The sequence below is a fragment of the Cyclobacterium plantarum genome (assembly GCF_011290685.1).
GTDB classification, from domain to species: Bacteria; Bacteroidota; Bacteroidia; order Cytophagales; family Cyclobacteriaceae; genus Cyclobacterium; species Cyclobacterium plantarum.
On sequence record NZ_JAANYN010000011.1, the window covers coordinates 88,945 to 113,233 of the forward strand.

Consider the following 24,289-nt stretch of genomic DNA (forward strand, 5'->3'; position numbering starts at 1 on the left):
ACGGAGTACTTTGTTCTTTTGGAAGTACTTTGATTGGTATTTGAAATTCGGAAACCTGTCAGGTTTTTTTGGTTTTCAGCCAATAATAAACGTTGAGAAGATTAAACCTGACAGGTTTTACGCTTTCTTATTTTTTTGACAGGATTTTATTCATCAAAACGCAACTAAGGTTGGCGGATGATGGAATAATGCAATCACTATTTCTGGTATTTTTCGAATAATTGGTAAGCACGCGTGAGGTCTTTTACCAGGGTAGTTTCATTCAGGGGAGGGGCCATTTCTACCAACAAATAGCCCTCATAGCCATAGTCCAACATTTTCTGAATCACCCCATCGTTGTCGGTTACTCCTTCTCCAAAATTCACTACTTTATGCACGCCCATTTTCTCCGTATCTTTGATGTCGATGTGCAGGATTTTTTCGTGAAATTTATCCACTACCTCCAACAGGTCCACGTTGGAACCATTGAAGTGCGCATTGTCCATACACATCCCTACATGGGTGGAATTGATGGCATCAAATATATTCTCATAATCCTCAATGAATTCGATGTTGTTATTGGCGTGGTTTTCCAGCAGGAGCAGTACATCCATTTCTTCCGCTGCGGGGGCAAGTTCCCGCACGATTTCCACCACCGCCTCCGGACCGCCAGCTTTCCCACGTCCTGCTCCGGTGCATTTGACCCGGCGGCAACCGAGTTTTTTTGCCGCTTCCATCAGCCACAGTTTATGGGCAACATCCTTTACGATGTTTCCTTCTGCCCCAAAGGAACTGCCCTGCACACAGATGGGGGTTAAGCCATGTTCATCGCAGCGTTGCTGTATGCTGCCAATGCCCGAAGGGGTAAGGTTTCTGCCATACCAGCAGTTGAACTCTACATTTTTAAAGGGAAGTTGAGGAATGACCTGAAATGCTTTTTCAAAATTTTCATCCCCAAAACCGTCACAGGTGATGGTGGCAATGGCCAATTCCACATTTTTTGATTGGTTTGTTGAATGCCGGGAATTTGCCAGCGATGCTGCCTGAAAAGATGCCAGGCCTGCCATGCCCAAACCTGCCTTTTTTAGAAATTTGCGTCGGTCATGTGCTGAATCCTGAAGGTTAAAGTGTTTCATGATCTACTTTTTATCGTCTCCTAAAGTACTAAAAATTCAAATCAGGAGAAGTATTTTGCAGCATTAATCCTTCATGGTCTATTAATTTTGGTTCATTGAACGCAGGCTCAAGCCACTAGCTCCCTCCTACTAGACTGGGTGTAGTTTGTAACTACATCCCTTTTATCATTTTTTTAACGTCAGCGAGGCATTTGCAATGCCGGATCTTATCGGAAAGCTATAATGAATTTCGTTCTACAAAACGACCAATTTTAGCCATTGCAAATGGCTTTCGGGCGGCCCCTTTTTGTTTGCGACAGCGATGATACCAGGGTGAAGTGGTATACTTCACCCAGTCTCTATTCTTTTTCCAGGACTGGGTGTAGATTGTATCTACATCCCTTTTATCGTTTTATTTACGCCATCGAGGCATTTGCAATGCCGGGTTCCATGGACCAACCGTAAAGAAAATCGTTCTCGAAAACGTACAAGTCAAGGAATTCAGTTAGAGATCTATATAGTTTATAGTTAAGAAATTTGGAACCATATAAGGAATATAAGGGCATTTAAGGGATCTTCCAATGATATAATTTGGGTGGGCCGCTCTGTTGTTTCACAGCAGAAATTCTGTTGGGTAGAGGTTACCCTTTCATTTCCGGAATCGATCCTGGTCTGCTGCTACTTCGAAAAATCACATCGAAGTTCTACCTTCCCGGGGTCATGTGGGGCCTGCATTTTCAATAAGCATGGTGTAGGTTGTCAAAATCTTTTCTTTTAGGGGTTTTGGAACTGACTTTTTTCATCATGCACATTATTTTGTCTGAAAAAATAATTTTCGATTTATTTAGAGGTCCCTAATGGTAGAAATATTCAGTGGTGGTAATCTGTTGGAACCCAAAATATGGATCAAATTCCTTTTGCCGGATCATTTTACCCGCTGAATCATAAAAATATTGGAACGCATCACGCCTTTCTTCACTGTCAATGGCAGATTTACCTGTTTCCATAGCTTCCAATAAGGAGTTTTTGTATCTATAGTAGTTTCAATCAAAATTAAATCCAAAGGATATGAAAAAGATTTTATGGCTACTTTTTATGTGTATTAATCTGAGCAATCCGGCTTGCCTTCGACAACGGATGTATTTTTTGCGGCCAACTCATATGGCTGAATAAGGACTTCCACTGGCAAACCCAGAAAGGAAGAAAGGTTTCTTATCATCTCAATTGTCAAGGCTCTTTTCCTGTTAAGTACCAGGCTGACTGTTGTCTTACTCCCAATGTATGGGATTAAATCTTTATCCATCAGCCTCTTTCTCTCCATTGTTTCTTTGATGGCATCTATGGGTTCAGGAAGGGAAACAGGGTAGTGCTCCCTTTCATATTTATCGATTAAAGTGACCAGCAATTCAGCCTCCATTCCTTCCCCGCTCCCTGCATCTGCTTCAAAAATTTCAGCAAGCCTGGCAAGTGACATTTTATATTCTTGTTCGGTTGTGATTGGTTTATTCCAATTCATGTTATATTTTTTTTTCTTCGGTTAGACCTGACTGCCGTTCCAGGTATTTAATAATCAATCTACTATGGGATTTTTCCTCATGCCTGAATGCCTCAGGCAGGCTCGGTTTCTTGATACCGATTTGTTTACCCTTTAATAGTGTTCGATAGTGTTTGCATCTACTTTATCATAGGCTGAATGGGTTCCAATAAATTTGATGAAAACCCATTGCCTTTTATAGCTTATCTGAGCAATCAGTCGGTATTTATTTCTTGCTATGTTAAATACCACTCTGTTGTTTTTAACCGGATCAGCATCTGGAAAATCCGCTACCACATCTGAAGGCTTTCGCCAAATTGCGTGCCTTGTAATGGCAATCCATGTTTGTAAGCTTGATTTTGCATCTGGATTTTTTTCGTAAAATTGAACTATATTTTTGAGCGGAATGATGTTTTTCAAAGCTCTTGTTGATTTAACTAAACGCTAAAAGTTACTCATTTGTTTTCAATTTGAAAACAAAAAGGGGTGCCTTTTTTTCACCACGGATTCACACCGATTTTCACAGATTTTTTCTGGTGTTTCTTAGCTTTTGAGTGGGTGATTGCATCTACATCCCTTTTATTCTTTTATTAACGCCAGCGAGGGATTTGCAATGCCGGGTCCCCTGGACAGACCGTTTAAAAAATCATTTCTAAAAGCGTACACATTTAGCCATTTCAAATGGCTTTTTGGCGGGTCTAAATTGTTTGTAATCCCGAAGATAGCAGGGTAAAGTGGCATACTTCACCCTTCAGCTTTATTTCACCACGGATTCACACCGATTTTCACAGATCTTTTTAGACACCGAAATTGTCCTAACCTCTAATAATTACGCTGTGCGAATCTGTGTTATCTTTGATGCAACTTTTTTCACCACCGATGTACATCGATTTATTTCTATTTTTGAGCCGAATTAGCTTTTTATTCAGCTCATATTTTTATTATATTTGAGCCAAATAACGAAAATAATCGGCTCATGCGGTATAATTGGCAACTAAAAGACTGGCCCCGTTTTCACTATCGTTTATGCGAAGTAGAACCACTGCTCTTTAAGTTTTCCGAAAAAGCAGGTCATGTCAGTGGCCTTTTGAAGGGTTTGCCTAAAGAAACGCAAAATGACGCCATTATTGATCTGATGGTATCCGAGGCCATTAAAACATCGGAGATTGAAGGCGAATATTTGAGCCGGCAGGACGTTATTTCTTCTATTCGTAATCAGCTGGGTTTGGGACAGCAGCGGGTGAACGATTTGCGGGCACAAGGTGCAGCCGCACTGATGGTGGATGTGCGCAATACGTATCACGAAGCCTTAACGGAAGAGAAACTTTTCTCCTGGCATCGTATGATTATGAAAGGCAGTAAAGGTATCACCGTTGGTGATTGGAGATCTCATGAAGAGCCAATGCTGGTCGTATCCGGAGCTTTAGGAAAAGAAAAAATTCACTTTGAGGCCCCACCGTCCAGTAATGTACCCAAGGAAATGGCCGGTTTTATCAATTGGTTTAATGAAACAGGACCAGGGGGCAAAAAAGAAATAAAAAAGCCCGTGGTGCGTGCTGCCGTCGCTCATTTATACTTCGAAACCATTCATCCTTTTGAGGATGGAAATGGCCGCATTGGCCGTGCCTTATCAGAAAAAGCCTTATCTCAATATCTCAAGCGACCTGTTCTTTTAAGTCTTTCGCAGGCGATAGAGGCGAACAAAAAAGAATATTACGATGCATTACAGAAAGCACAGCGATCCAATGAAGTGACATCCTGGATTGCCTACTTTCTGTCTATGGCAATGCAAGCGCAGGAGCAGGCGGAAAGGTTAATTGATTTCACCCTAAAGAAAACCCGGTTTTTTGATCGGTATACCCCTTTCCTAAATGAAAGACAGCTAAAAGTAGTACGTCGGATGTTAGAAGAAGGACCAAAGGGATTTGAAGGAGGCATGAGTGCCCGGAAATATACGGCGCTTACCAGGACATCAAAAGCCACCGCAACAAGAGATTTACAGGATTTGGCCGAAAAACGGGTCTTTCTTTCCACCGGAGGAGGCAGAAGCACAAAGTATTCGCTTAACCTGAATGATTCCGGGGAATGGTGAATGCACACAAAATCAACCTGGTATCCATTAACAAACGAAATCTGAGGCATTTGCAATGCCGTATCTTATCGGAAAGCTATAATGATTTCGTTCTCTAAAACGGTCAGTTTTAGCCATTTCAAATGGCTTTTAGTCGGCTTTTTTCTTTTTATGACAGCGAAGATAGCAGGGTGAAGTGGCATACTTCACCCAGTCTCAATTCTTTTTTCAAGACTGGGTGTAGATTGTATCTACATCCCTAATATTGTTTAATTTACGCCAGCGAGGCATTTGCAATGCCGGCTCCTAACGACAGACCGTTTAAAAAATCATTTCTAAAAGCGTGCACATTCAGCCATTGCAAATGGCTTTTTGGCGGGTCTAAATTGTTTATAATCCCGAAGATAGCAGGGTGAAGTGGCATACTTCACCCAGCAGCATACTTCTACCAGTACCATTTTTTTATCTGTGTTAATCTGAGCTATCTGTGGTGCAACTTTTTATTAGGCTTTATGGAATATCCTCCATCTCCCCAAACCAGACCACCGCATATTCTTTATAAATACCCACTCCCATGGCTTTCCAGTTGGCAGCGTTAAAAGGTGGCAAATTGGCCAGGACCGCATGGTGACCCGGACTTTTTTTCCAGACTTCCAGGGCATCTTTCGGTAGGGCAGCGGCGGAATGCCAGTAGGCAATTTCGTATCCGGGGCTGTCGTATCCAGCGATTTCCTTTGGCTTGTCCCACATGCAGTTGGGGTCTTTGTGGTTGTCTTTATAGCAGCAATCCGTCCAGGCACCTTCCTTTGACCACGAATGCATGTTGCAGCGCTTGCTTTGCTGGTAATTGCCCATCAGGTCTTTGGCGTGGATCTGTGCTACTTTTGTCAGGGCTGTTGAAAGGGGAACTGCTTCCTGTCCCCGGCTCAGCCGGTAGGTATTGATCAGCTCAAACAGTTGTTTTTCATTTGGGGAGAGCACTTGGTTTTCAGACGATCCGGCTGCCCCACCGGTCAAAAAAAGCCAGAATAAAATCAGGTAAAGGATCATAGGGGTTATTTATTACTGGTTTTTATACGATAAGCTTTCAATTTTGTTGGCTAGGGGAGAATTTGGGTTATTCTGAAAGTCCGGGCTGCCAATACATTTTTTTTTCGTATTTTAGCCACCGATTTTAAATCGACATTCATTTTTAACGAAAATCAGAAAACAAATAACCATATGAGTGACAAAACCCCAAAAATACTTTATACATTGACTGATGAGGCACCGGCTCTGGCCACCTATTCTTTGTTGCCCATCATCAAAGCTTTTACCGATTCGGCCGGTGTGGTGGTGGAGACCAGGGACATCTCCCTTTCCGGTAGAATCATTGCTACTTTTCCGGAATTTTTAAAAGCAGATCAAAGGATCAATGATGCTTTGGCCGAATTGGGAGACATAGCCAAAACACCCGAAGCCAATATTGTCAAATTGCCCAATATCAGTGCTTCCCTGCCTCAATTGAAGGCAGCGATCAGGGAACTGCAATCCCAGGGGTATCCACTTCCGGACTATCCTGATGATCCCCAAAATGAACAAGAGAAAAACATTCAGGCCAAATACGACAAAGTAAAAGGTTCTGCCGTGAATCCGGTTTTGCGGGAGGGTAATTCAGATCGCAGGGCCCCGCAGGCTGTCAAGCAGTTTGCCAGAAACAATCCACATAGCATGGGCAAATGGGACTCCGGGTCCAAAACCCATGTGGCCAGTATGAGGGAAGGTGATTTTTACGGTAGCGAAAAATCTGTTACCATCCCTGAAGCCACATCGGTTAAAATAGAATTGACCAGCAAAGATGGCAAGAAGCAGGTCCTGAAGGAGAAGCTGGAACTTCAGGCCGGAGAAATCGTGGATGCGGCTGTTTTGAGCAGCCGGGCCCTGAGGAAATTTTTGCAGGAACAAAAAGAAGAGGCCAAAAAGCAAGGCGTATTGTTTTCCCTGCACATGAAGGCCACCATGATGAAGGTTTCTGATCCCATCATATTCGGTCATGCGGTTACCGTCTTTTTTGCCCCTGTTTTTGAAAAGCATGCGGCCACCTTAAAGAATCTTGGCGTAGATCCCAACAATGGTTTTGCAGCGGTGGTAACTGCCCTGGACGAGTTGCCGGCTGATAAGAAGAAAGCCATTGAAGCCGATATTGAGGCTTGCTATGCAGACAGTCCGGACCTGGCCATGGTCAATTCTGACAAAGGCATTACCAATCTCCATGTGCCCAGTGATGTCATCATCGATGCCTCCATGCCGGCCATGATCCGCTCCAGCGGTCAGATGTGGAATAAAAACAATAAATTACAGGATGCCAAAGCCATCATCCCGGACCGTTCTTATGCAGGCGTATATCAGGAAACCATAGATTTCTGCAAGAAGAATGGTGCCTTTGACCCTACCACCATGGGTTCCGTACCCAATGTAGGTCTCATGGCACAAAAGGCTGAGGAATACGGCTCCCATGACAAAACCTTTGAAATCCCTTCGGATGGAACGGTCAAGGTAAGCGATGCAGGCGGAAAAGTGATTTTTGAACATCCTGTTGAAAAGGGCGATATCTGGAGGATGTGTCAGGTGAAGGATGCGCCGGTTCAGGATTGGGTAAAACTGGCCGTTAACAGAGCCAGAGCTACCGGTTCCCCTGCCGTATTTTGGTTGGATAAGGACAGGGCCCACGATGCCCAATTGATCCAAAAAGTAGAAAAATACCTGAAAGACCATGATACCAGTGGGCTGGATATCCGGATCATGTCTCCGGTGGAAGCAACCAGATTCTCTCTGGAAAGGATCAAGGCTGGAAAGGATACCATTTCGGTTACGGGAAATGTGCTTCGGGATTACCTTACCGATTTGTTCCCTATTCTGGAGTTGGGCACCAGTGCCAAGATGCTTTCCATCGTTCCTTTGATGAATGGCGGAGGCTTGTTTGAAACAGGTGCGGGTGGATCTGCTCCAAAGCATGTGCAGCAATTTGTAGAAGAAGGCCATCTCAGGTGGGATTCTCTGGGAGAGTTTCTGGCATTGGCAGTTTCTCTGGACCACCTGGGAGATACATTTGATAACAAGCGGGCAAAGGTCCTTGGTAAAACCCTGGATCAGGCCACAGCCAAATTCCTCGAAAATGGCAAATCCCCTTCCCGAAAAGTCAATGAAATAGACAACAGGGGCAGTCATTTTTACCTGGCCATGTACTGGGCTGAAGCCCTGGCCAATCAGGAAGAAGACGAAGCTTTGAAAAAAATATTTGGCCCGGTAGCCAAAGAGATGGTAGAGAAGGAAAAAGCCATCAATGAGGAGTTGATCGGAGCGCAGGGCAAGCCCATGGATATCGGTGGTTATTACCGTCCCGATGGAAACAAGACTTCCAAACTGATGCGGCCCAGTGCTACGTTGAATAAGATTTTGGAGGCCATTGTAGCTTAATTTATAAAGTTCTTTTAATTGCTTACGCACAGAAAGCCACTGATTACAGTGGCTTTTGGTGTTTATACAGAAAACCCAGGAGTATTGGTGCTGAATGGGTATCGTTATAACGGACTGGACAAAACCTGCGGTAAAACCCTGTCCGTAAATTCTGACGTACTCAAATCCCTCCGCCGCGGCGGAGGGATTCGCTGAAATGCCTGTCTGAGGTTGAATTGGAGCCATTTCAACGGGCTGAGATAGCGCTCCGGTAATAAATTTACCGTAAATCCGAACGAATCCAAATCCCCCTTACTAAAGAGGATTCACTAAAATTTGGATCTGCTGCTGATTTTTATGAGTTTGCCGGGCTACCTAATAGATTAGCAATAATCAAATTAAACCATCAAACTATTTTCTAAATGATCTGAAAAATCCCGATATTGAAGCCAATATGTTAATAATTTATATACTTCTGTCGTTTTCATAAAGGTTGAACTCAAATATATTTTATTGGAAAGGATTTAGAATATGAAAGCCTTCTTTTCCGACATCTTTACCTATCACCACCGCTTCAATCAAAAATTGATTGACCAACTGATTGCACACGAAAAAATATTACCGGATCGAACCATCCCACTTTTTTGCCATACCCTGAATGCCCAGCAAATTTGGAATGCCCGGATTACCAAAAAAGACACCTTAGGTGTGCACCAAATCCATCCACTAGAGGCCTGTAAAAGTTTGGATCGGGAAAATTATCAGGAAACCCTACAGATTTTAGAGGAGAGAGCGCTGGATGAAATGATCGCATATGGCAATTCAAAAGGAACGGAATTTACCAATTCGATTCAGGAGATCTTATTCCACGTGGCCAACCATTTCAGCCACCACAAAGGACAGATCATCTCGGATTTCAGGCAAAGTGGCATTGCGCCAATTAAAACTGACTATATTTTATACAAAAGGTAAAAAAGGTACATCTATTCCATGCACATCAGGGATTCCTTTGAAAATGCATTGGCAAGGATCCCCTCTTTTTTTAACGAAGAATCAAACCCTATTTTCAAAAAACCAGATCCTTCAAAGAAAAAGTTAAACCAAAAAGATATAAATGCGGATTACCTTGTTTTAAATATTCCTATGCCTGTACGGACTTAGAAACAGGTAAAAGCAATACCTGTTTGAATGATATCCCGGAATTGATCATCAAAGGAATATTTGGCTTAAATGGCCTGCAATCAAGGCGGTCAAAAGGAAAACTTTTGTGGCTATTCATTCAAAACCCAAAATTCTTTTGGGGAAACCACTGATGTTAATTTAAGAGAAAAATATGTAAATTCACCATATTGATCCTTGACCGCTCTTAAAATTTAAATGGAGGAACCCCTCGTAAACCAACAATACCTTTTACAGCAATTCCCCAATAAAGGGGGATGGACCTACGCGGAAATTCCGGAAATACCACAGGATAAACACGCACATTTTGGCTGGGTGAAAGTTAAGGGTAGTATCGATGGGTTTGAGATTAAAAATTATCGGTTGCAGGCCATGGGGAATGGAAGGCTGTTTCTACCGGTAAAGGCATCCATAAGAAAAAAAATACAAAAAAAAGCGGGTGATTTTGTTACCATCATTCTGTTCAAAGATGAATCCCCCCTGGAGATACCTGAGGAACTTGTGTCTTGTTTGAAAATGGAACCCAAGGCTTATCAAGGGTTTTTACGATTCACAGAGGGCGAACAGAAGGCCTTTATTGAATGGATTTACGCGGCCAGGACAGACGAGACCAAGGTAAAAAGAATAGCTGCTACATTAGATAAATCCCTTAAAAACCAGAACTAACGACATTCGGTTAAAAGAAATGCTGAAATAATGGACTTCCTGGATTGGCGGTTATTGACATAAGGCCATGGTGGAGCCGAACATAGACATGGGTAGCTTTCTTTTCAATTGAGCCCTAGAAATCCTTTGATGCAATGAATGGGTTTTTTCATAGATTCCAACATATTCTTTTGAAAGGTTGGCTAATCTCATTATTTTTATAGGAAATTTGAATTGCAAACCGACCAAAATAGGTGCCTATTGGTATTAATGATATGGCCCCGAATTTTATTGTATTTCTGTTTTTGCGGGGGAAAATTTATTCCATTAAATTATGAGCAAACAAACCACACTAGTCTTAGGTGCCAGTGGCGCTACAGGAAAGCACCTGGTAAGCCAGCTGCTGCTTCTGGGACAAAGCGTCAAAGTCATCGTTCGTCCCAATGCGAAAATACCCGATTCCTGGTTAATAAATGACAAAGTCTCCGTCTTAAGGACTGAAATATCCAACCTCAGTGAAGGCGAATTAGCTGATCACATTGAAGATTGTCAGGGCCTGGCTTCCTGTCTTGGCCACAATCTTACCTGGAAAGGCATCTATGGTGCTCCACGAAAATTGGTAAGTCAATCCGTTCAGTTGCTCTGCCGGGCTGTTGAAAAGAATAAATCCAAAAACCCTGTCAAATTGGTGCTGATGAATACGGCCGGCAACCAAAACAGGGACTTATCCGAACCTGTTTCTTTCGGAGAAAAATGCCTGATCGCCCTTATCCGACTTCTATTACCGCCCCATACCGACAATGAAGCAGCCGCTGATTTTCTTAGAATTCAAATTGGCCAAAAGCACCCATTTATTGAATGGGTGGTGGTACGACCGGACACATTGATTGACAGAGAAGAAGTCTCCGATTATACCTTGCATGCTTCTCCAAGCAGAAGCGCACTTTTCAATCCGGGTAAAACCAGTCGGATAAATGTAGCGCATGTGATGGCCAAACTGATTGGAGAAAAGGGCCTCTGGGAAGAATGGAAAGGACAAATGCCTGTAATCTACAATAAAGAAATAAAATGAAACGAAACTTGGTACCATCATCTGGCTCAAGGAATCATATCCGGAACAGGAAAGTATAATGGTAAAAAGCAAAGCCCGGAGAGTCGACCGGGCTTCTTAAAATGATTACATCAAAGCAAAAAACTTATCCAGATCCGGAATCAATATGATCCGGGTTCTGCGGTTTTTGGCCATATTTTCCGGGCTGTCATTTTCCACTACAGGGAAAAAACTGCTCCTTCCGGCTGCAATAAGCTGTTCTGGAGCTACGGCATGGTCCTCCACCAGCTTTCTGACAATAGATGTTGCCCGCTTTACACTCAGATCCCAGTTATCCTGAACGGTAGCTGTTGAAATCGATCTGGGATCAGTATGGCCCTCCACCATTACCTCCAGGCTGGGTTCCGAATTGATTACTTCGGAAAGTCTCTCCAGCAATGGGTTGGCTTCCTGATTTACCCGGAAACTTCCAGTGTTGAACAATAGCCGGTCCGAAACCGAAATCATGACCACTGTTTTGTCAATATCAATGACAATGTCTTCCTCCTGTTCGTTTCCTTTTCCACCGATAGCCGTTAAAAGATTATGAGAAATCGCCAGGTTAACGGAGTCCTCAAGGGTCTTTGCCTGAGCCAATTTCTCCGTATCTATCTTGCTAATGGTCTTTTCCAATTGCTTTCTCAATTGGTCAGAAACCAAAATATCTCCGCTTTGAGACATCATCCTGCCATTCTTTTCCAGTAATTGTTCATTATCCCCCCTCAAGGAATTAATTTTGGCGTTGTACTCGGCCACCCTGCTTTGGATTTGGTCGAATTTGGCTTCAAGGGCCTCCTTTTCAGAGCTGGTTTGGGCCAACTCCACCTGAGTGCTGTGCAATTCCCCCTGAAGGGAGGTGTATTTCTTTTTGGACACACAGGAAGCCAGGCCTCCCATGATCAATAATGTGAAAATAAAAGGTAGTTTTTTCATGGTAATTAATCGTTGGTTTTCTTGAAATAGCCCCAATTCAAAAACAGGGCCAATTTTCAAGTTCCCTTCCTTACACCTGGCTATCTATGGGATTTCTTTCCATCAGAGGGCCTATTATTTTATGAAAATATGGGAATTGAGTAAAAATTCGGCTAATTTTAACTTTATCATCTAACATATCCCAAGTAAAATAATGTTGCTACGTTATGTATGCATATTAAGTATCATCCTGGCCACTTCCTGCAAGCCAGACCTGCCGGAAGAAATAGAAATCGCCATGGAGGAATTGCCGGAGGAACTGGATTTCAACATTCATGTGAAGCCCATTCTATCAGACAATTGTTTTTCCTGCCATGGTCCGGATGAAGCAGCCAGAGAAGCCGGAGTCCGGCTGGATCTGCCAGAAGCAGCCTATGCTCCTACCTCAGAAAGTGGCTTGATTCCCATCAAGCCTGGAAAACCCGGAAAAAGCGAAGTTTTCCACCGCATCCTTTCTGAAGATCCCGACTACCTGATGCCCAGCCCGGAATCTCACCTTAGCCTTACCAACCGGGAAAAGGCCATCATTGTCAAATGGATTGCATCCGGTGCGGAGTATAAAAAGCACTGGGCATTTATCCCGCCAATCAAGCCTGAATTGCCCGATCCAAAAATTGAAAATTGGTCCGGAAAGCCAATTGATTTGTTTGTTGCTCAAAAACTGCATCACAATGGTTTAAAACCCAATGAACAAGCGGATAAAGAATTGTTACTCCGAAGACTAAGTTTGGACCTGACCGGTTTGCCCCCAAGCCTGGAAGAACTGGATGCCTTTTTGGCCGATGATTCAGAAAAGGCATACGAAAAACAGGTAGACCGTTTGCTCGCTTCTCCACATTATGGTGAACAAATGGCCATGCATTGGATGGATGTGGCTCGTTTTGCCGACACCCATGGCTATACGGTAGACCGCTTTAGAGACATGTCTCCCTGGAGGGATTGGGTCATTGAAGCATACAACCAAAATATGGGCTATGATCAGTTTATCACCGAGCAGCTCGCAGGGGATCTTCTGCCCAACCCAACAAAAAAACAAATGCTGGCCACGGCATTTAACCGAATCCATCCACAAAACATGGAAGGAGGTATCGTACAAGAAGAATTTAGAGTTGAATATGTCGCAGACAGGACCAATACGGTAGGAAAAGCATTCATGGCATTGAGTTTGGAATGTGCCCGGTGTCATGACCATAAATACGATCCTGTAAGTCAAAAAGAATATTTTCAAATGAGCAGCTTTTTCAATCAGGTGGACGAAGCCGGTCAGATCTCCTGGGACAATGCCATGCCTGTGCCCACCATGCTCTGGACAGATAGTGAAAAAGATGCGCTGCTGGAAATGCTGAAAAAGGAAATAGCTGAAACAGAAAAAGCTCTCAGCGCTATTAAAATAGCTGAAAAAGCTGATTTTGACAGCTGGATCAGCAGTGAAGGGTATAAAAAAACGCGCTTTTACCGTCCTGCTTCTTCCTTGATCGCGCACTTTGATTTTGATAAGGTTCCCTTGCAGGACAAGGTAAATCCTTCCATCGCCGGTAGTATGGAAAGTATAGGAGAGGAAAGCAAACAACCGCCATTGGTGGACGGGTATCGGGGAAAAGCGGCTTCTCTTAACGGTGACTCCTGGCTGAAAATGGGGGGCGTAGGAAGTTTTTCCAAGGACCAACCCTTTAGCGTGGGAATTTGGCTCACTGTTCCCGAAAATCTGGATAATGGGGCCATTTTTCATACCGGAGACGGAGCGGTATTGTACAATCGACGCGGTTATCATTTATACTTGAAAGATAACAAGTTGGAAATGATTCTTGCCCACACGGCTCCTTACAATGTCATTAGCAACCTTACACTGGAAGGTATTCCGAGAGATGAATGGATACACCTTTTGATGACCTATGATGGCTCCTCCCAAGCATCGGGAATAAAAACCTACCTGAACGGAAAACTAATGGCCAGCAAAACGGTCAAAGACAAGCTATACAAAGACATTTTATTTGACCGCAATAACCAACCGGGAATTCAAATTGGCGCCGTTTGGAGAGGTAAGGGGCTGAAAGGGGCCTCAGTAGACGAGTTAAAGGTGTTTGATAAGGAATTGTCGGCAGTGGAGATCATGCAGTGGCTACAACCAGATCTGCTGGCAGCCATGCTGGAAAAATCTCCGGACGATTTGAGTTCAAAGGAAAGAAATGCTATAGAAAGTTTTTACTGGCACAACCTTTCTCCGGCTTACAAAAATCAGCTTAAAAAGTTAGCGGCCGCAAGAAAGAAGCATTCCGAGACGGTAGAACCTATACAGGAGGTCATGATCATGCAAGACATGGAACCCAAAAGACCTACCTTTGTATTGGAAAGAGGGGAATACCATGCCCATGGAGAGGAAGTGCAGGCCGGGACCCCTGAAGCCATATTACCCATGGCAGATGCCTATGAAAAAAACCGGCTGGGACTGGCCAAATGGCTCCTGGATGAGCGTCATCCCCTCACCGCCCGGGTGGCAGTCAACCGGCTTTGGCAGCAATTTTTCGGCAGGGGGCTGGTGGCTACGGCCGCTGACTTTGGCAATCAGGGAGAAATGCCCAGCCATCCTGAATTACTGGATTGGCTGGCAGTAACCTTCCGGGAATCCGGCTGGGATGTGAAAAAGCTTCAGAAAATGATCGTCCTTTCCGAGACCTACAAACAATCGTCCGTGACGAGCCCGGAACTTCTGGAAAAAGACCCTGAAAACATTTTGCTGGCCAGGGGGCCTTCCGGAAGAATGCCCGGAGAAATGATTCGTGACAATGCCTTGCTCGCAAGTGGCATGCTGGGAAAAACCATCGGCGGCCCCAGTGTGAAACCCTACCAACCCGACGGCCTTTGGTCGGTCAATGGCGGCCAATACACAGAAGATACAGGGGAAAATCTTTTCCGGCGCAGTCTGTATACCCTGTGGAAAAGATCTGTACCCCACCCTACCCTACATATTTTTGACAGTCCGGAGCGTTCTGAAACCACGATCAAAAGGCAGGAGACCAATACCCCGCTTCAGGCTTTGGTTTTGATGAATGACCCCATTTACGTAGAAATTGCCAAGGTGCTGGGTGCCGGCATTTCCCGGCATCAGGAAACCCGGCAAGGCATACAGGAGGCATTTCGAAAACTTACCGGAAGAACTGCCCAGCCCCGGGAAATAGAGGTATTATTGGCCCTGAGGACCAATGAAATCAATAAATTCAAAAGCTCACCGGAAAAGATGGAAGGCTGGCTTAATACCGGTTCCTATCCCGTGCAGGAAAAACCGGATCGCCTGGATTGGGCTGCCAATACGGTAGTAGCCAGTGCCATTCTGAATTCCGATGCCACCATAACCAAAAGATAACATGTGCCATCACCATAAAAAACACCGCTTTCAGGGCCTCCCTGAACTCCATGAACTGGAAAAGAAGATGGACAGAAGGGATTTTCTTTCCAGAACTGCCATGGGTATGGGCGCATTGGCGCTGGGCTCTATTTTTACACAGGATGGCCTGATGGCAAAAAGCCTCGGGCCCGGGGGAGGATTACCCGGACTTCCCCATCATCCGCCCAAAGCCAAACGCATTATCTATCTGTTTCAAAGTGGGGGCCCCTCTCAACTTGATCTGTATGATTATAAACCCCAACTAACTGACATGCATGGCAAAGACCTACCGGAATCCATCCGGGGTGGTCAGCGCCTGACGGGCATGAGTGCCAACCAAAGTATTTTCCCCGTGGCCCAATCGGCTTTCAATTTCAAACAATATGGGCAGAGCAGAACCTGGGTAAGCGACCTTATGCCGTATACAGCAGAAGTGGTGGATGATTTGTGTTTTATCAAATCCATGATCACCGAACAGATTAACCACGATCCCGCCATCACCTTTATGCAAACAGGCCACCAATTGCCGGGAAGGCCTTCCATGGGTGCCTGGATGTCTTACGGTTTGGGATCCGAAAACCAAAACCTACCGGGTTTTGTGGTACTGGTCTCCAAAAATGCCGTTAGAGATCAACCTTTGTATGCCCGCCTTTGGGGCAATGGTTTCCTGCCCTCCCAGCATCAGGGGGTACAGTTTCGCTCGGGGAAGGATCCGGTTTTGTACCTGAGTAATCCTGAAAATTATGAAGGACAGGACAGAAAGGAAATGTTGGATTACCTGAAGGAACTCAATGGCTTGCAATACGATACCTATGGGGATCCGGAAATCAATGCACGGATCTCTCAATATGAAATGGCTTTTCGCATGCAAACCTCCGTCCCCGAGGTAAGCGATATGTCAGACGAACCGGATTGGGTTTTCGATCTATATGGGGAAGATAGCCGGGATCCCGGAACTTACGCAGCCAATTGCCTGCTGGCCAGAAAACTGATCGAAAAGGATGTGAAGTTTGTACAACTCTACCACCAGGGCTGGGACCAGCATGGTAACCTTCCGGGAGGAATCCGAAACCAATGTGCCAAAACCGATCAGGGAACAGCCGCTCTGATCAAGGATTTAAAACAAAGGGGCCTTCTGGAAGACACCCTGGTAGTCTGGGGCGGGGAATTTGGCAGGACCGTGTACAGTCAGGGTACCCTCACCGCCGATAATTACGGCAGGGATCACCATCCCCGCTGTTTTACCATGTGGATGGCGGGTGCCGGCGTCAAGCCAGGTTTCACTTATGGTGCTACGGATGAGTTTGGCTACAATGTAACTCAGGATCCCGTGCATGTACATGATTTTCACGCCAGTCTCCTGCATCTGTTTGGGGTGGACCATGAGCAATTGATATTCAAGCATCAGGGAAGAAGATTCCGGCTCACAGATGTGGCCGGAAATGTGGTCAATGATTTGTTTGCCTGATTTATTTCTTTAAAAAGGCGGAATACATCCAAACCAGTTTTTCCTGCTCCCGGATATAGTCGCTCATCAGGGCATTGGTGCCTTCATCGCCGATTTCACCAGACAAGTCCAGCAGTTCCCGCTGCAGGGTAAGAATGCTTTTTAGTGAGGCCAGGATATTTTCCACGGCCTTCATGCCATCGTTCACTTCCTGACTTTCCTGAATGGCAGACGAAGCCTGGTATTTGGAGTACCTGTGCTGAGGAGCATGGCCCAGGGTCAGGATCCTTTCAGCTATGTCATCAATCTTCACCTGCAAGTCTGTGTACAACTCTTCAAATTTGAGATGAAGCTCAAAAAATTTATCCCCTTTGATGTTCCAGTGATATCCTCTGGTATTTTGGTAAAAGATAGAATAATTGGCCAGCAAAACATTTAATTTCTCGGCCAACTCTTCTGAGCGCTGTATGTCCAGGCCTATTGCATTTAAATTTTCCATGGTTTGATCGAATACTGTTGTTTGATAAATACTTTATTATTGTTCTTAAATTTAAATTATTTTGTTAAGTATATTGGGTTAATTGGAAAATAAAAACAGGTTATATTTTCACTGCCAAACCCTTCATTTGGGATTTCTGGCACTAAAGCTATTTCTTCCTTTCAGGACTTAAGGCAAGTCCTCTCAACGAAAGCCATTGATTAAACCCTGCTTACTACAAATGGTTCAGGTAATTTTCAGGGGTTAAAAAGAAAACCATAGAAGGAATATAAGGGCATAGAGGAAGTGGGTAAAACAGCGGTTAAACCAGGCATTTCCCTGCCAAACAAAATTGGGGGTACCTGGATTAACGCCACAATTGGCAGCGGGAAGCTCGCTTTCCCAAAAATGGGGGAATCATCCTATTATCAAAGGATAAAGGTAATCGGCCGAATACCAACAAAACCTGACAGGCTTGATCATTAAAACCGGTAACCCAGCTCCGGTCCCCAATAGCTTCCACGCATCCGGAATTGCTGATCCAAAAAAACGCCTGCCTGCAGGCCCAGGTGCCAGCGAATCCCCAAGGCCTTTCGAACGGCAAATTGTCCGGGAAAAATTATTCCTACCTCGTATTGTTCGACCAGATTAACTCCCCGATAAGCAGCCTGCTCCTCGTCAAACAAGATCGGATGGTAAAATCGGTTTTCATCTATTGCCAGACCCATGCCCAAACCAATTTGTCCCTTCAAGCCAAAGGGTAATATAATATTTCGGCTAAAGATAAAAGAAAAGTGATCGGAGTTGACCTCGGCTCTTGTTGGCAAATTTCCGATAAGTAATGGCGTTTCAGCCATGGATTCCCTAAAATACACATTGTAGGAGCGGTTAAATACCGTGCCCATGGTCCATTCCGGTGTATAATCATAGGTAAGGCCCAGCGAAACATACCAACCGACAGCTGGTCTTTCATAACCGTAATCCCGGTTCAGACTAAAGGACCCAAGACCTAGCCGGATATCAAGGCACTGCGCTGCTATTGCATTTGCCGAGAGAATCAGCAACATTGATAAAATTGTTCTTTTGACGTTCATCATTAAAAAAGAAATCGAATTTCAGGCCCCAAATGGAAGCCCCCAATGGCATAGAAAGGTGTAAAAAACAAACCGGTTTTCAATCCTATGGTCGCAATGGTGCCCAAAGGTTTGTATAAATTCAGCAATAAGGGCATGCTAAAGTCCCGGGTAAACAGCGGCAGACCTGTCTGACTATCCCTTTCATCAGGGTAGCTTGCCAGAAAAAATCCTGGACCAGTACCCGCTGCCAGCTTCCAATCATTTCCCAGGGAAAAATTTCTTTGCAAAGTCCAGTAAATCAGGTGCACGGGTACCGCCGATCTCTCCAGAAAGCCTTGTTGTAACTCCGGGGAGTAGGAAAATTTTCCAAACTGATAATGGGCGCCCAAAGATAGCTTGCCTTGAAACCGGTAATCAAAACTCAGGCCCATGGAATAACCCAATTGGGCATTTGGGTACCTGCTGCCATAATCGATGGGAGTAAACATGCCCGAATGAACACCTATGGTATATTGCTGCGCCTGAACACCAGAAATAAATAAAGCTGACAAAAGCAAAATAAAAATCAGAGCTCTATTAAGAGCAGGGAAGGAAATATAATTTGTAAGCACCTTGTAAATGAAACTGTTAAACTACTCCATTTCGAACAGACCTTTTGCTGATAAAAATGCAATATTACGAAAAATTTCGGTGAGGTTACAATTTCTCCCTAGGGTATTTTTTTATACCGCTTTTCCAAATCTTCCAAATCCCTTTTTTCTTCAAACTGCTGTTTGGCCAGGTTCCAGGTCATTTCTGCATGCTTTTTTATAGCCCCTTTTTGTTCTTCTGTCTTGGCAAATTTACTGAGCGTAATCATGGCTTCCATTAATCTGATGATCACGGGAGGACTGTCCCTGGCATACTGGCGAATGGCATTAAATGCCGCATCCATCATTCCTGCAAAGGTGAGCACGTCAGCCTTAATCCGCAAAGTACCGGACGCATCTACCCGGTAGGGAGATGGAAAGCGAATACTTGTGAGATAGGCCAGACTGCTACACAGGTTATCGATACAAGAAATCGCTGTGTAGGGATCATTTATCCCAGGAGAAAGGGCTCTGGCGGCGATCTCCACCATTTGATGAATGGCATGCTCGGCATCCTGTTGGGGAGTCCTTGTTTTTCCCCCCAAAAAGTGCTGCCGCAAACGGTAGAGTTCATCATTTTTCAGGTTTCTATGTGCATACACCTCGCCCAGTTCAAGATCTTTAACCAGATAGCTTCCCGGCCGGTGGTACAGGTCCAAAAATACATCAAGTTCACTGACATCTTTCATCAAAGCCTCGCTATCGATGTACTGCAGGTAGCCATCAAAATCGCAGGTGAGTTTTTGGGATGAGGAATGACTCTCTTTCACCTTTTCAATATCATGAATCTGCTGGTCCCCCCTATCTCCCATATCCTGGGGAAAAAGTTGGGCCAGGTGGCGGGATAGATTTATGGAGATGTTTCCAATAATATGATCCGCCTGTATGCTGATCGCTACATGGTGGATAAACACGATCAACAATACGATATTGGCAATGGCCATCAGCAAGGCAAATGCCACTGAAAACAAGGGGATAAACTGCATCTCCCCAGTATCCTTCACTGTATTGAGAACGATCAGACAATAAATAAACAGGGAAACATAGGTTCCCAAAACTGTTTGATTAATCCTGTCATACATGAAATTTTTGACAAGCCTCGGACCAAATTGATTACTGGCCAGGGTAAGGGCCACCAGGGTAATAGAAAAAACGGTTCCTGCCACGCCGATCATGGCGCCAGATATAATGGTTAAAATGTCTTTAGCGGAATCCGGACTACCCGGAAAAAAGTATTTAATGGCCCCACTGGGTTCAAATTCCGAATTGCTGTCCCAATACACCAACCCTATGGCCAAAGTTATCCCGCTAATAATAATAAAGACAGGAATAAACCAAAAAGTAGATTTAAGCTCTGACCACCAAAACAATAATTTTTTCATGCTATCAAAGGGATTTACCTGGTGGAAGGTACCCAAAAAAGACAACAATTCTATCCCGGAAGTTGATTTTTGCCCGCCGCTGTGATATTTATTTCTTTCGGGTAAACAAAGCCACGACCGCAGTTGTCAAGATGCCCATTATCGGTGCCCCCACAATGCTTTGAATCATGTAGTTCCCCTGGGAAAAATAGGCTTCGGCGGCTTGCTGTTCCATTATTCCGGATTCCACCGCATAGGAACTGGCATTTTCAAGAAAATCAGGGGTTATTAACGCCAGGGTAAGCCATATTGTCAAAGGTGTCAATAGGGTGACCACTAGTGTGATGATAAGGCCAGCCTTGAAACCCTGACCGTAGGTCATGCTTCCGCCATAGTCCCTGGTTCTCTTTTCCAATAGGCCCAAAACGTAAATAGCAATTGCAGGTATAGCCACAAAATTGGTATAGATGGCATGCTGTTCAATGTGCTGGTCGTGGAGTCCTGCCACCCGCTCCAACACCATCCAAATCAGGCTCATTAGCCCAAAAATTATTCCCCATTTGATTTCTGTTTGGTATTTTTTCATGAGGTATTGCCTATTTCATGGAGTGAAGACCAAAAACATTCCCTTCCGTATCCATGCATATGGAACAATGCCCGTGCTCTCCAATGGGAAATTTGGACTGAACGATTTTTCCACCAGCCTTTTCCACCCTACTTTCTTCCTCTTTACAGTCTTCACAAGTAAAATAAACCAATGTGCCTCCGGCACCAGGCTGCATGCTGTCGGATTTGACCAGGGCACCGCTGGCATTGGGCGCCCCTTCTACCCAGGGGAATGAGACCATTTTCATGCCTCCTTCCGAACCATCCGGTACCTCCATGTCTATCATTTCCTCATTCAATACCGTACCATAAAATTTCTTGGCCCTATCCATATCTCCGACATAGATTTCAAACCAGGTTCCTACGTTTACTTTTCTTGCCATATAACAATCAATTGGGGTTGCATTTGGGACTAATCTTTCACAAAATAAGCATTCCCTTAAAAAAACTACTTGTCATAAGGCAAGAAATCAACGGCCCATTTGGGCAACTTCCTTCCTGATTCTGCTCAGAGAAGAATCAGTCACCCCCAAATAAGAGGCAATGTGTTTCAATGGAGCCACCTGAAGTACCTCCGGTTGTTCTCTTCTCAAACTCAGGTACCTGTTGGTGGCAGAATCAGTGATCATGCTTAAAGACCGTTGCTTATTGGCCAAAAGTGCCCTGGACATCCAGGTTCTTCCCCATTCCGTGAAGCCTTCAATTTTTTCAAAAAGCTCCTGAAAAGCCTCATAGCCAATCATCCAACATTCACAATCACTTAGTGCCTGAATATTTTCCCTGGTAGGCTGCCTTAAAAACAGGGAAGCCACTTCAATGACAATTTCATTTTTACTGAAAAAACCGGTAGTGATGTCTTTACCGTCGATATTTCTGGCAAAGGCCCGGACCAGGCCCTTTTCCAGGCAATAATAGGCATTGGAAAACTGTCCCTCGGTTAATATCAAATCCCCTTTATAGAAAAAAACCTTCACATGAGCCCGAAAAATACTTTCCAGATCCGCATCGCTTATTCCGGGATGTGCATATATATCTGTAATAGTAGAAGGATAGACCATCATCAAAAATATTTTTAATCTATATTTTCTCCCGGAGGAAACAAGCCCATTTTAAGTGCCCGCTCCTTCCATTGCTTTCTGGCCAGCTCCTGCATGTCTGTAACCCCATCCGTTTCGTCTTGAATTTCCAATCCCAACAGTGTTTCCAGGATATCCTCCATGGTCACTATACCTGCCAGTCCCCCATACTCATCGGTTACCATGGCCAGGTGCTCCCTGGCTTGCATCAACTTTTCCAAAACCTCCGGAATTGGATCGTTTACCTCCACTACCAGAATATTTCTTTTCAAGTCCTTGAGCACATATCCGAACTGATCCTGTGCCAACTTTTCAAGTACATCATATTTTAAAATATATCCCGTCACCTGGTCAATAGCATGTTCATAAATGGGAATCCTGGAAAATTTCTTGATCCCCGGATGTAACAGGAATTCCTTTAAACTCATGTTTTCCTCCAAAGCTACCGTAACAGTTCGGGGAGTCATTACATGGTACACCAATATAGACTGGAATCGGATCAGGTTGTAGATAATTTTGGACTCATTTTCTTCCAATACCCCTTCCCGTGTGGCCATGTTGGTCAAGGCAGCCACTTCTTCCCTGCTGGTTTGGTTTGCCCCCTGGTCTTTGAACAAACGGGTCATCCATTCCGATACTTTCACCAAAGGATATATGGACAAAATCATGAAATTAAGTACCTTTCCCATAAAAGGTGCCATTTGTTTCCAGTAAGTAGCGCCGAGTGACTTTGGGAAAATTTCTGAAAGCACCAGAATGGCCAGTGTCAATATTGCTGAAATGATTCCAAAGTAGGCCTCACCAAAAATTTTGGTCGCCTGGGCCCCTACTCCTGCCGCACCTACCGTATGGGCAATGGTATTGTAGCTCAATATGGCTGCAAGCGGCCTGTCTACATTCTCTTTCAGCTTTGCCAGTTCTTTTCCATAGCTTTTCCCTTTTTGCTTCAGGGATTCTATGTAGGAAGGAGTGATGCTGAGTAAAGACGCTTCAAGGGCGGAACAAACAAAAGATACCCCTATGGCCAAAAACAAATAAAAAAACAAGAGTATCATCTGGTTCGGTTAATTTTATACTAAATTTAAAACAGTCAGGAGGGGAAAACAGTCAATAAAGGCATTTTTATTCTTCCGCATCACCAATTCACGTATACTTTTCCGGTACTATTCCCTGATTCAAGCAATTCATGTGCCGCTGCTAAATCTTTGGCTTTAAATGTTGCTCCTACCTGTGGATGGATTTCTTTTTTTTCCCATAAATCCACCAGGGCATGTAAACAATGGCCAATGATATCGATGCGGTGATCGGCAATCCGTAGCATGTTAACCCCGATAATGCCCTGAGATTTCATCATCATAAATAGAGGACTGATAAAGCCGGTTTTCAATAAAAATGCGAGATCGTTGAAGACATGGGCCTTTTGTCCGCTTCTGGCCGCACCTCCAAAACAAAACATGCGCCCGCCATGGGAAAGCAGCTTCAGGTCATCCTTAAAACTTTTCCCAGCCACGGTATTAAAAATAAGGTCCATCTTTCGTTTGCCAAATTCTTTCTCAATGACCTCTGAGTAATTTACATCCTTATAATTGACCCGGAAATCCACCCCCATCTTTTCCAGATATTCCATCTTCCGGGGAGAGCTGCAAAGGCCTACCACCTTAACTCCTCTACGCTTGCACAATTGGGTTAGTGCTGTACCTACTCCTCCGGCACAGGCATGGATCAGGGCAATTTCCCCGGCATGAAGACGGCTCTGATAGTCAGTCATGTAATATGCCGTACAATATTGGGTAGCGAGTGCACAGGCTTCCCCACCCGGAATATCCTCAGGCAATATGGCAATGGCCCTGTGATCGGCCAGGCCAAAATCAGCATATCCCCCAAACCGGGTAAATGCAACCACCCGTTTTCCCAGGAATTTATCCGGTACTCCGGCACCTTTCCCGGTCACCAAACCCACGATTTCGTAGCCTGGAACAAAAGGGATTTTTGGAGCTTCCTTATACAAGCCATTTCTCGCCATAACATCGGCATAGTTCAGGCCAAAACCCTCCACCTTAACCAACACCTGATGTGGTTCAGGTTCAGGCTGTGAAACCTCCTGGAGTTCATAGGCCTCCCTGGCGGCTCCATATTTTACAATGGTTAATTGTTGCATGAAATTATTTTAAGATACCTCAATATAGGCTATTTTCAATGAAGAGAAAACTTTAG

22 protein-coding genes are annotated in these 24,289 nt (G+C 44.4%); 7 read left to right on the forward strand and 15 right to left on the reverse strand.

The features are described from left to right. Positions 1–197: 197 nt before the first annotated feature. The 4 genes from G9Q97_RS20675 to G9Q97_RS20690 form a co-directional block, all read right to left on the reverse strand. Positions 198–1,115, reverse strand: coding sequence for a sugar phosphate isomerase/epimerase family protein (locus G9Q97_RS20675; protein WP_246255800.1), 918 nt, complete (start codon positions 1,113–1,115; stop codon positions 198–200). A gap of 833 nt (positions 1,116–1,948) precedes the next feature. Beyond that, the gene (locus G9Q97_RS20680) at positions 1,949–2,101 is read right to left on the reverse strand and encodes a hypothetical protein (protein WP_166150416.1); all 153 of its coding nucleotides are present in this window, start codon (positions 2,099–2,101) and stop codon (positions 1,949–1,951) included. Between the two features lie 95 nt (positions 2,102–2,196). Beyond that, a complete protein-coding gene (locus G9Q97_RS20685) occupies positions 2,197–2,610 on the reverse strand; it encodes a helix-turn-helix domain-containing protein (RefSeq protein WP_166150418.1) in 414 nt (137 codons plus the stop codon). Positions 2,611–2,742: 132 nt separating this feature from the next. After that, positions 2,743–3,048, reverse strand: a complete 306-nt coding sequence (locus tag G9Q97_RS20690; protein ID WP_166150420.1) for a type II toxin-antitoxin system HigB family toxin — start codon at positions 3,046–3,048, stop codon at positions 2,743–2,745. A 556-nt stretch (positions 3,049–3,604) separates the two neighbouring features. On the opposite strand from G9Q97_RS20690, the gene G9Q97_RS20695 reads away from it, so the two are divergent. Further along, complete coding sequence (locus tag G9Q97_RS20695) at positions 3,605–4,720, forward strand: Fic family protein (protein WP_166150422.1); 1,116 nt, start codon at positions 3,605–3,607, stop codon at positions 4,718–4,720. 489 nt (positions 4,721–5,209) lie between these two features. Here the strand turns inward: G9Q97_RS20695 and G9Q97_RS20700 are convergent, their stop codons facing one another. Then, a complete protein-coding gene (locus G9Q97_RS20700) occupies positions 5,210–5,749 on the reverse strand; it encodes a CAP domain-containing protein (protein ID WP_166150424.1) in 540 nt (179 codons plus the stop codon). A 171-nt stretch (positions 5,750–5,920) separates the two neighbouring features. On the opposite strand from G9Q97_RS20700, the gene G9Q97_RS20705 reads away from it, so the two are divergent. The 4 genes from G9Q97_RS20705 to G9Q97_RS20725 all read left to right on the forward strand — a co-directional run bounded on the left by G9Q97_RS20705 (position 5,921) and on the right by G9Q97_RS20725 (position 11,030). Continuing rightward, positions 5,921–8,155, forward strand: coding sequence for an NADP-dependent isocitrate dehydrogenase (locus G9Q97_RS20705; protein WP_166150426.1), 2,235 nt, complete (start codon positions 5,921–5,923; stop codon positions 8,153–8,155). A 510-nt stretch (positions 8,156–8,665) separates the two neighbouring features. Next, on the forward strand, positions 8,666–9,106 hold the full coding sequence (locus tag G9Q97_RS20715; RefSeq protein ID WP_166150430.1) for a DinB family protein: 441 nt from the start codon (positions 8,666–8,668) through the stop codon (positions 9,104–9,106). 405 nt (positions 9,107–9,511) lie between these two features. Then, on the forward strand, positions 9,512–9,979 hold the full coding sequence (locus G9Q97_RS20720) for a YdeI/OmpD-associated family protein (protein WP_166150432.1): 468 nt from the start codon (positions 9,512–9,514) through the stop codon (positions 9,977–9,979). Positions 9,980–10,292: 313 nt separating this feature from the next. Then, positions 10,293–11,030: an NAD(P)-dependent oxidoreductase gene (locus G9Q97_RS20725; protein ID WP_166150434.1), complete on the forward strand. Its 738-nt coding sequence runs from the start codon at positions 10,293–10,295 to the stop codon at positions 11,028–11,030. Positions 11,031–11,135: 105 nt separating this feature from the next. On the opposite strand, the gene G9Q97_RS20730 is transcribed toward G9Q97_RS20725, so the two are convergent. After that, positions 11,136–11,981, reverse strand: coding sequence for an OmpA family protein (locus G9Q97_RS20730; protein WP_166150436.1), 846 nt, complete (start codon positions 11,979–11,981; stop codon positions 11,136–11,138). Positions 11,982–12,174: 193 nt separating this feature from the next. Here G9Q97_RS20730 and G9Q97_RS20735 point away from each other — a divergent pair, with 193 nt between their 5' ends. Both G9Q97_RS20735 and G9Q97_RS20740 read left to right on the forward strand, forming a co-directional pair. Continuing rightward, a complete protein-coding gene (locus tag G9Q97_RS20735; protein ID WP_166150438.1) occupies positions 12,175–15,381 on the forward strand; it encodes a DUF1553 domain-containing protein in 3,207 nt (1,068 codons plus the stop codon). 1 nt (position 15,382) lies between these two features. Continuing rightward, the gene (locus G9Q97_RS20740; RefSeq protein ID WP_166150440.1) at positions 15,383–16,870 is read left to right on the forward strand and encodes a DUF1501 domain-containing protein; all 1,488 of its coding nucleotides are present in this window, start codon (positions 15,383–15,385) and stop codon (positions 16,868–16,870) included. A 1-nt stretch (position 16,871) separates the two neighbouring features. On the opposite strand, the gene G9Q97_RS20745 is transcribed toward G9Q97_RS20740, so the two are convergent. From G9Q97_RS20745 to G9Q97_RS20785, 9 genes are all read right to left on the reverse strand, one after another. Continuing rightward, positions 16,872–17,348 carry a Dps family protein gene (locus tag G9Q97_RS20745; protein ID WP_166150442.1) on the reverse strand — a complete coding sequence of 159 codons (477 nt, stop codon included), beginning with the start codon at positions 17,346–17,348 and terminating at the stop codon, positions 16,872–16,874. Between the two features lie 461 nt (positions 17,349–17,809). Next, the gene (locus G9Q97_RS20750; RefSeq protein ID WP_166150444.1) at positions 17,810–18,394 is read right to left on the reverse strand and encodes a hypothetical protein; all 585 of its coding nucleotides are present in this window, start codon (positions 18,392–18,394) and stop codon (positions 17,810–17,812) included. Positions 18,395–18,423: 29 nt separating this feature from the next. Further along, on the reverse strand, positions 18,424–18,954 hold the full coding sequence (locus tag G9Q97_RS20755; protein ID WP_166150446.1) for an outer membrane beta-barrel protein: 531 nt from the start codon (positions 18,952–18,954) through the stop codon (positions 18,424–18,426). A 158-nt stretch (positions 18,955–19,112) separates the two neighbouring features. Beyond that, positions 19,113–20,414 (reverse strand): DUF2254 domain-containing protein, encoded by a 1,302-nt coding sequence (locus G9Q97_RS20760; RefSeq protein WP_166150448.1) that lies wholly within the window; start codon positions 20,412–20,414, stop codon positions 19,113–19,115. A gap of 88 nt (positions 20,415–20,502) precedes the next feature. Next, on the reverse strand, positions 20,503–20,979 hold the full coding sequence (locus G9Q97_RS20765; RefSeq protein WP_166150450.1) for a DUF4199 domain-containing protein: 477 nt from the start codon (positions 20,977–20,979) through the stop codon (positions 20,503–20,505). 10 nt (positions 20,980–20,989) lie between these two features. After that, the gene (locus G9Q97_RS20770; protein ID WP_166150452.1) at positions 20,990–21,382 is read right to left on the reverse strand and encodes a VOC family protein; all 393 of its coding nucleotides are present in this window, start codon (positions 21,380–21,382) and stop codon (positions 20,990–20,992) included. Between the two features lie 87 nt (positions 21,383–21,469). After that, a complete protein-coding gene (locus tag G9Q97_RS20775) occupies positions 21,470–22,060 on the reverse strand; it encodes a Crp/Fnr family transcriptional regulator (protein ID WP_246255801.1) in 591 nt (196 codons plus the stop codon). Positions 22,061–22,071: 11 nt separating this feature from the next. After that, on the reverse strand, positions 22,072–23,130 hold the full coding sequence (locus G9Q97_RS20780; protein WP_166150454.1) for a CNNM domain-containing protein: 1,059 nt from the start codon (positions 23,128–23,130) through the stop codon (positions 22,072–22,074). 80 nt (positions 23,131–23,210) lie between these two features. Beyond that, entirely contained in the window at positions 23,211–24,233 is a 1,023-nt protein-coding gene (locus tag G9Q97_RS20785) for a quinone oxidoreductase family protein (RefSeq protein WP_166150456.1), read from the reverse strand. Positions 24,234–24,289: the final 56 nt, after the last annotated feature.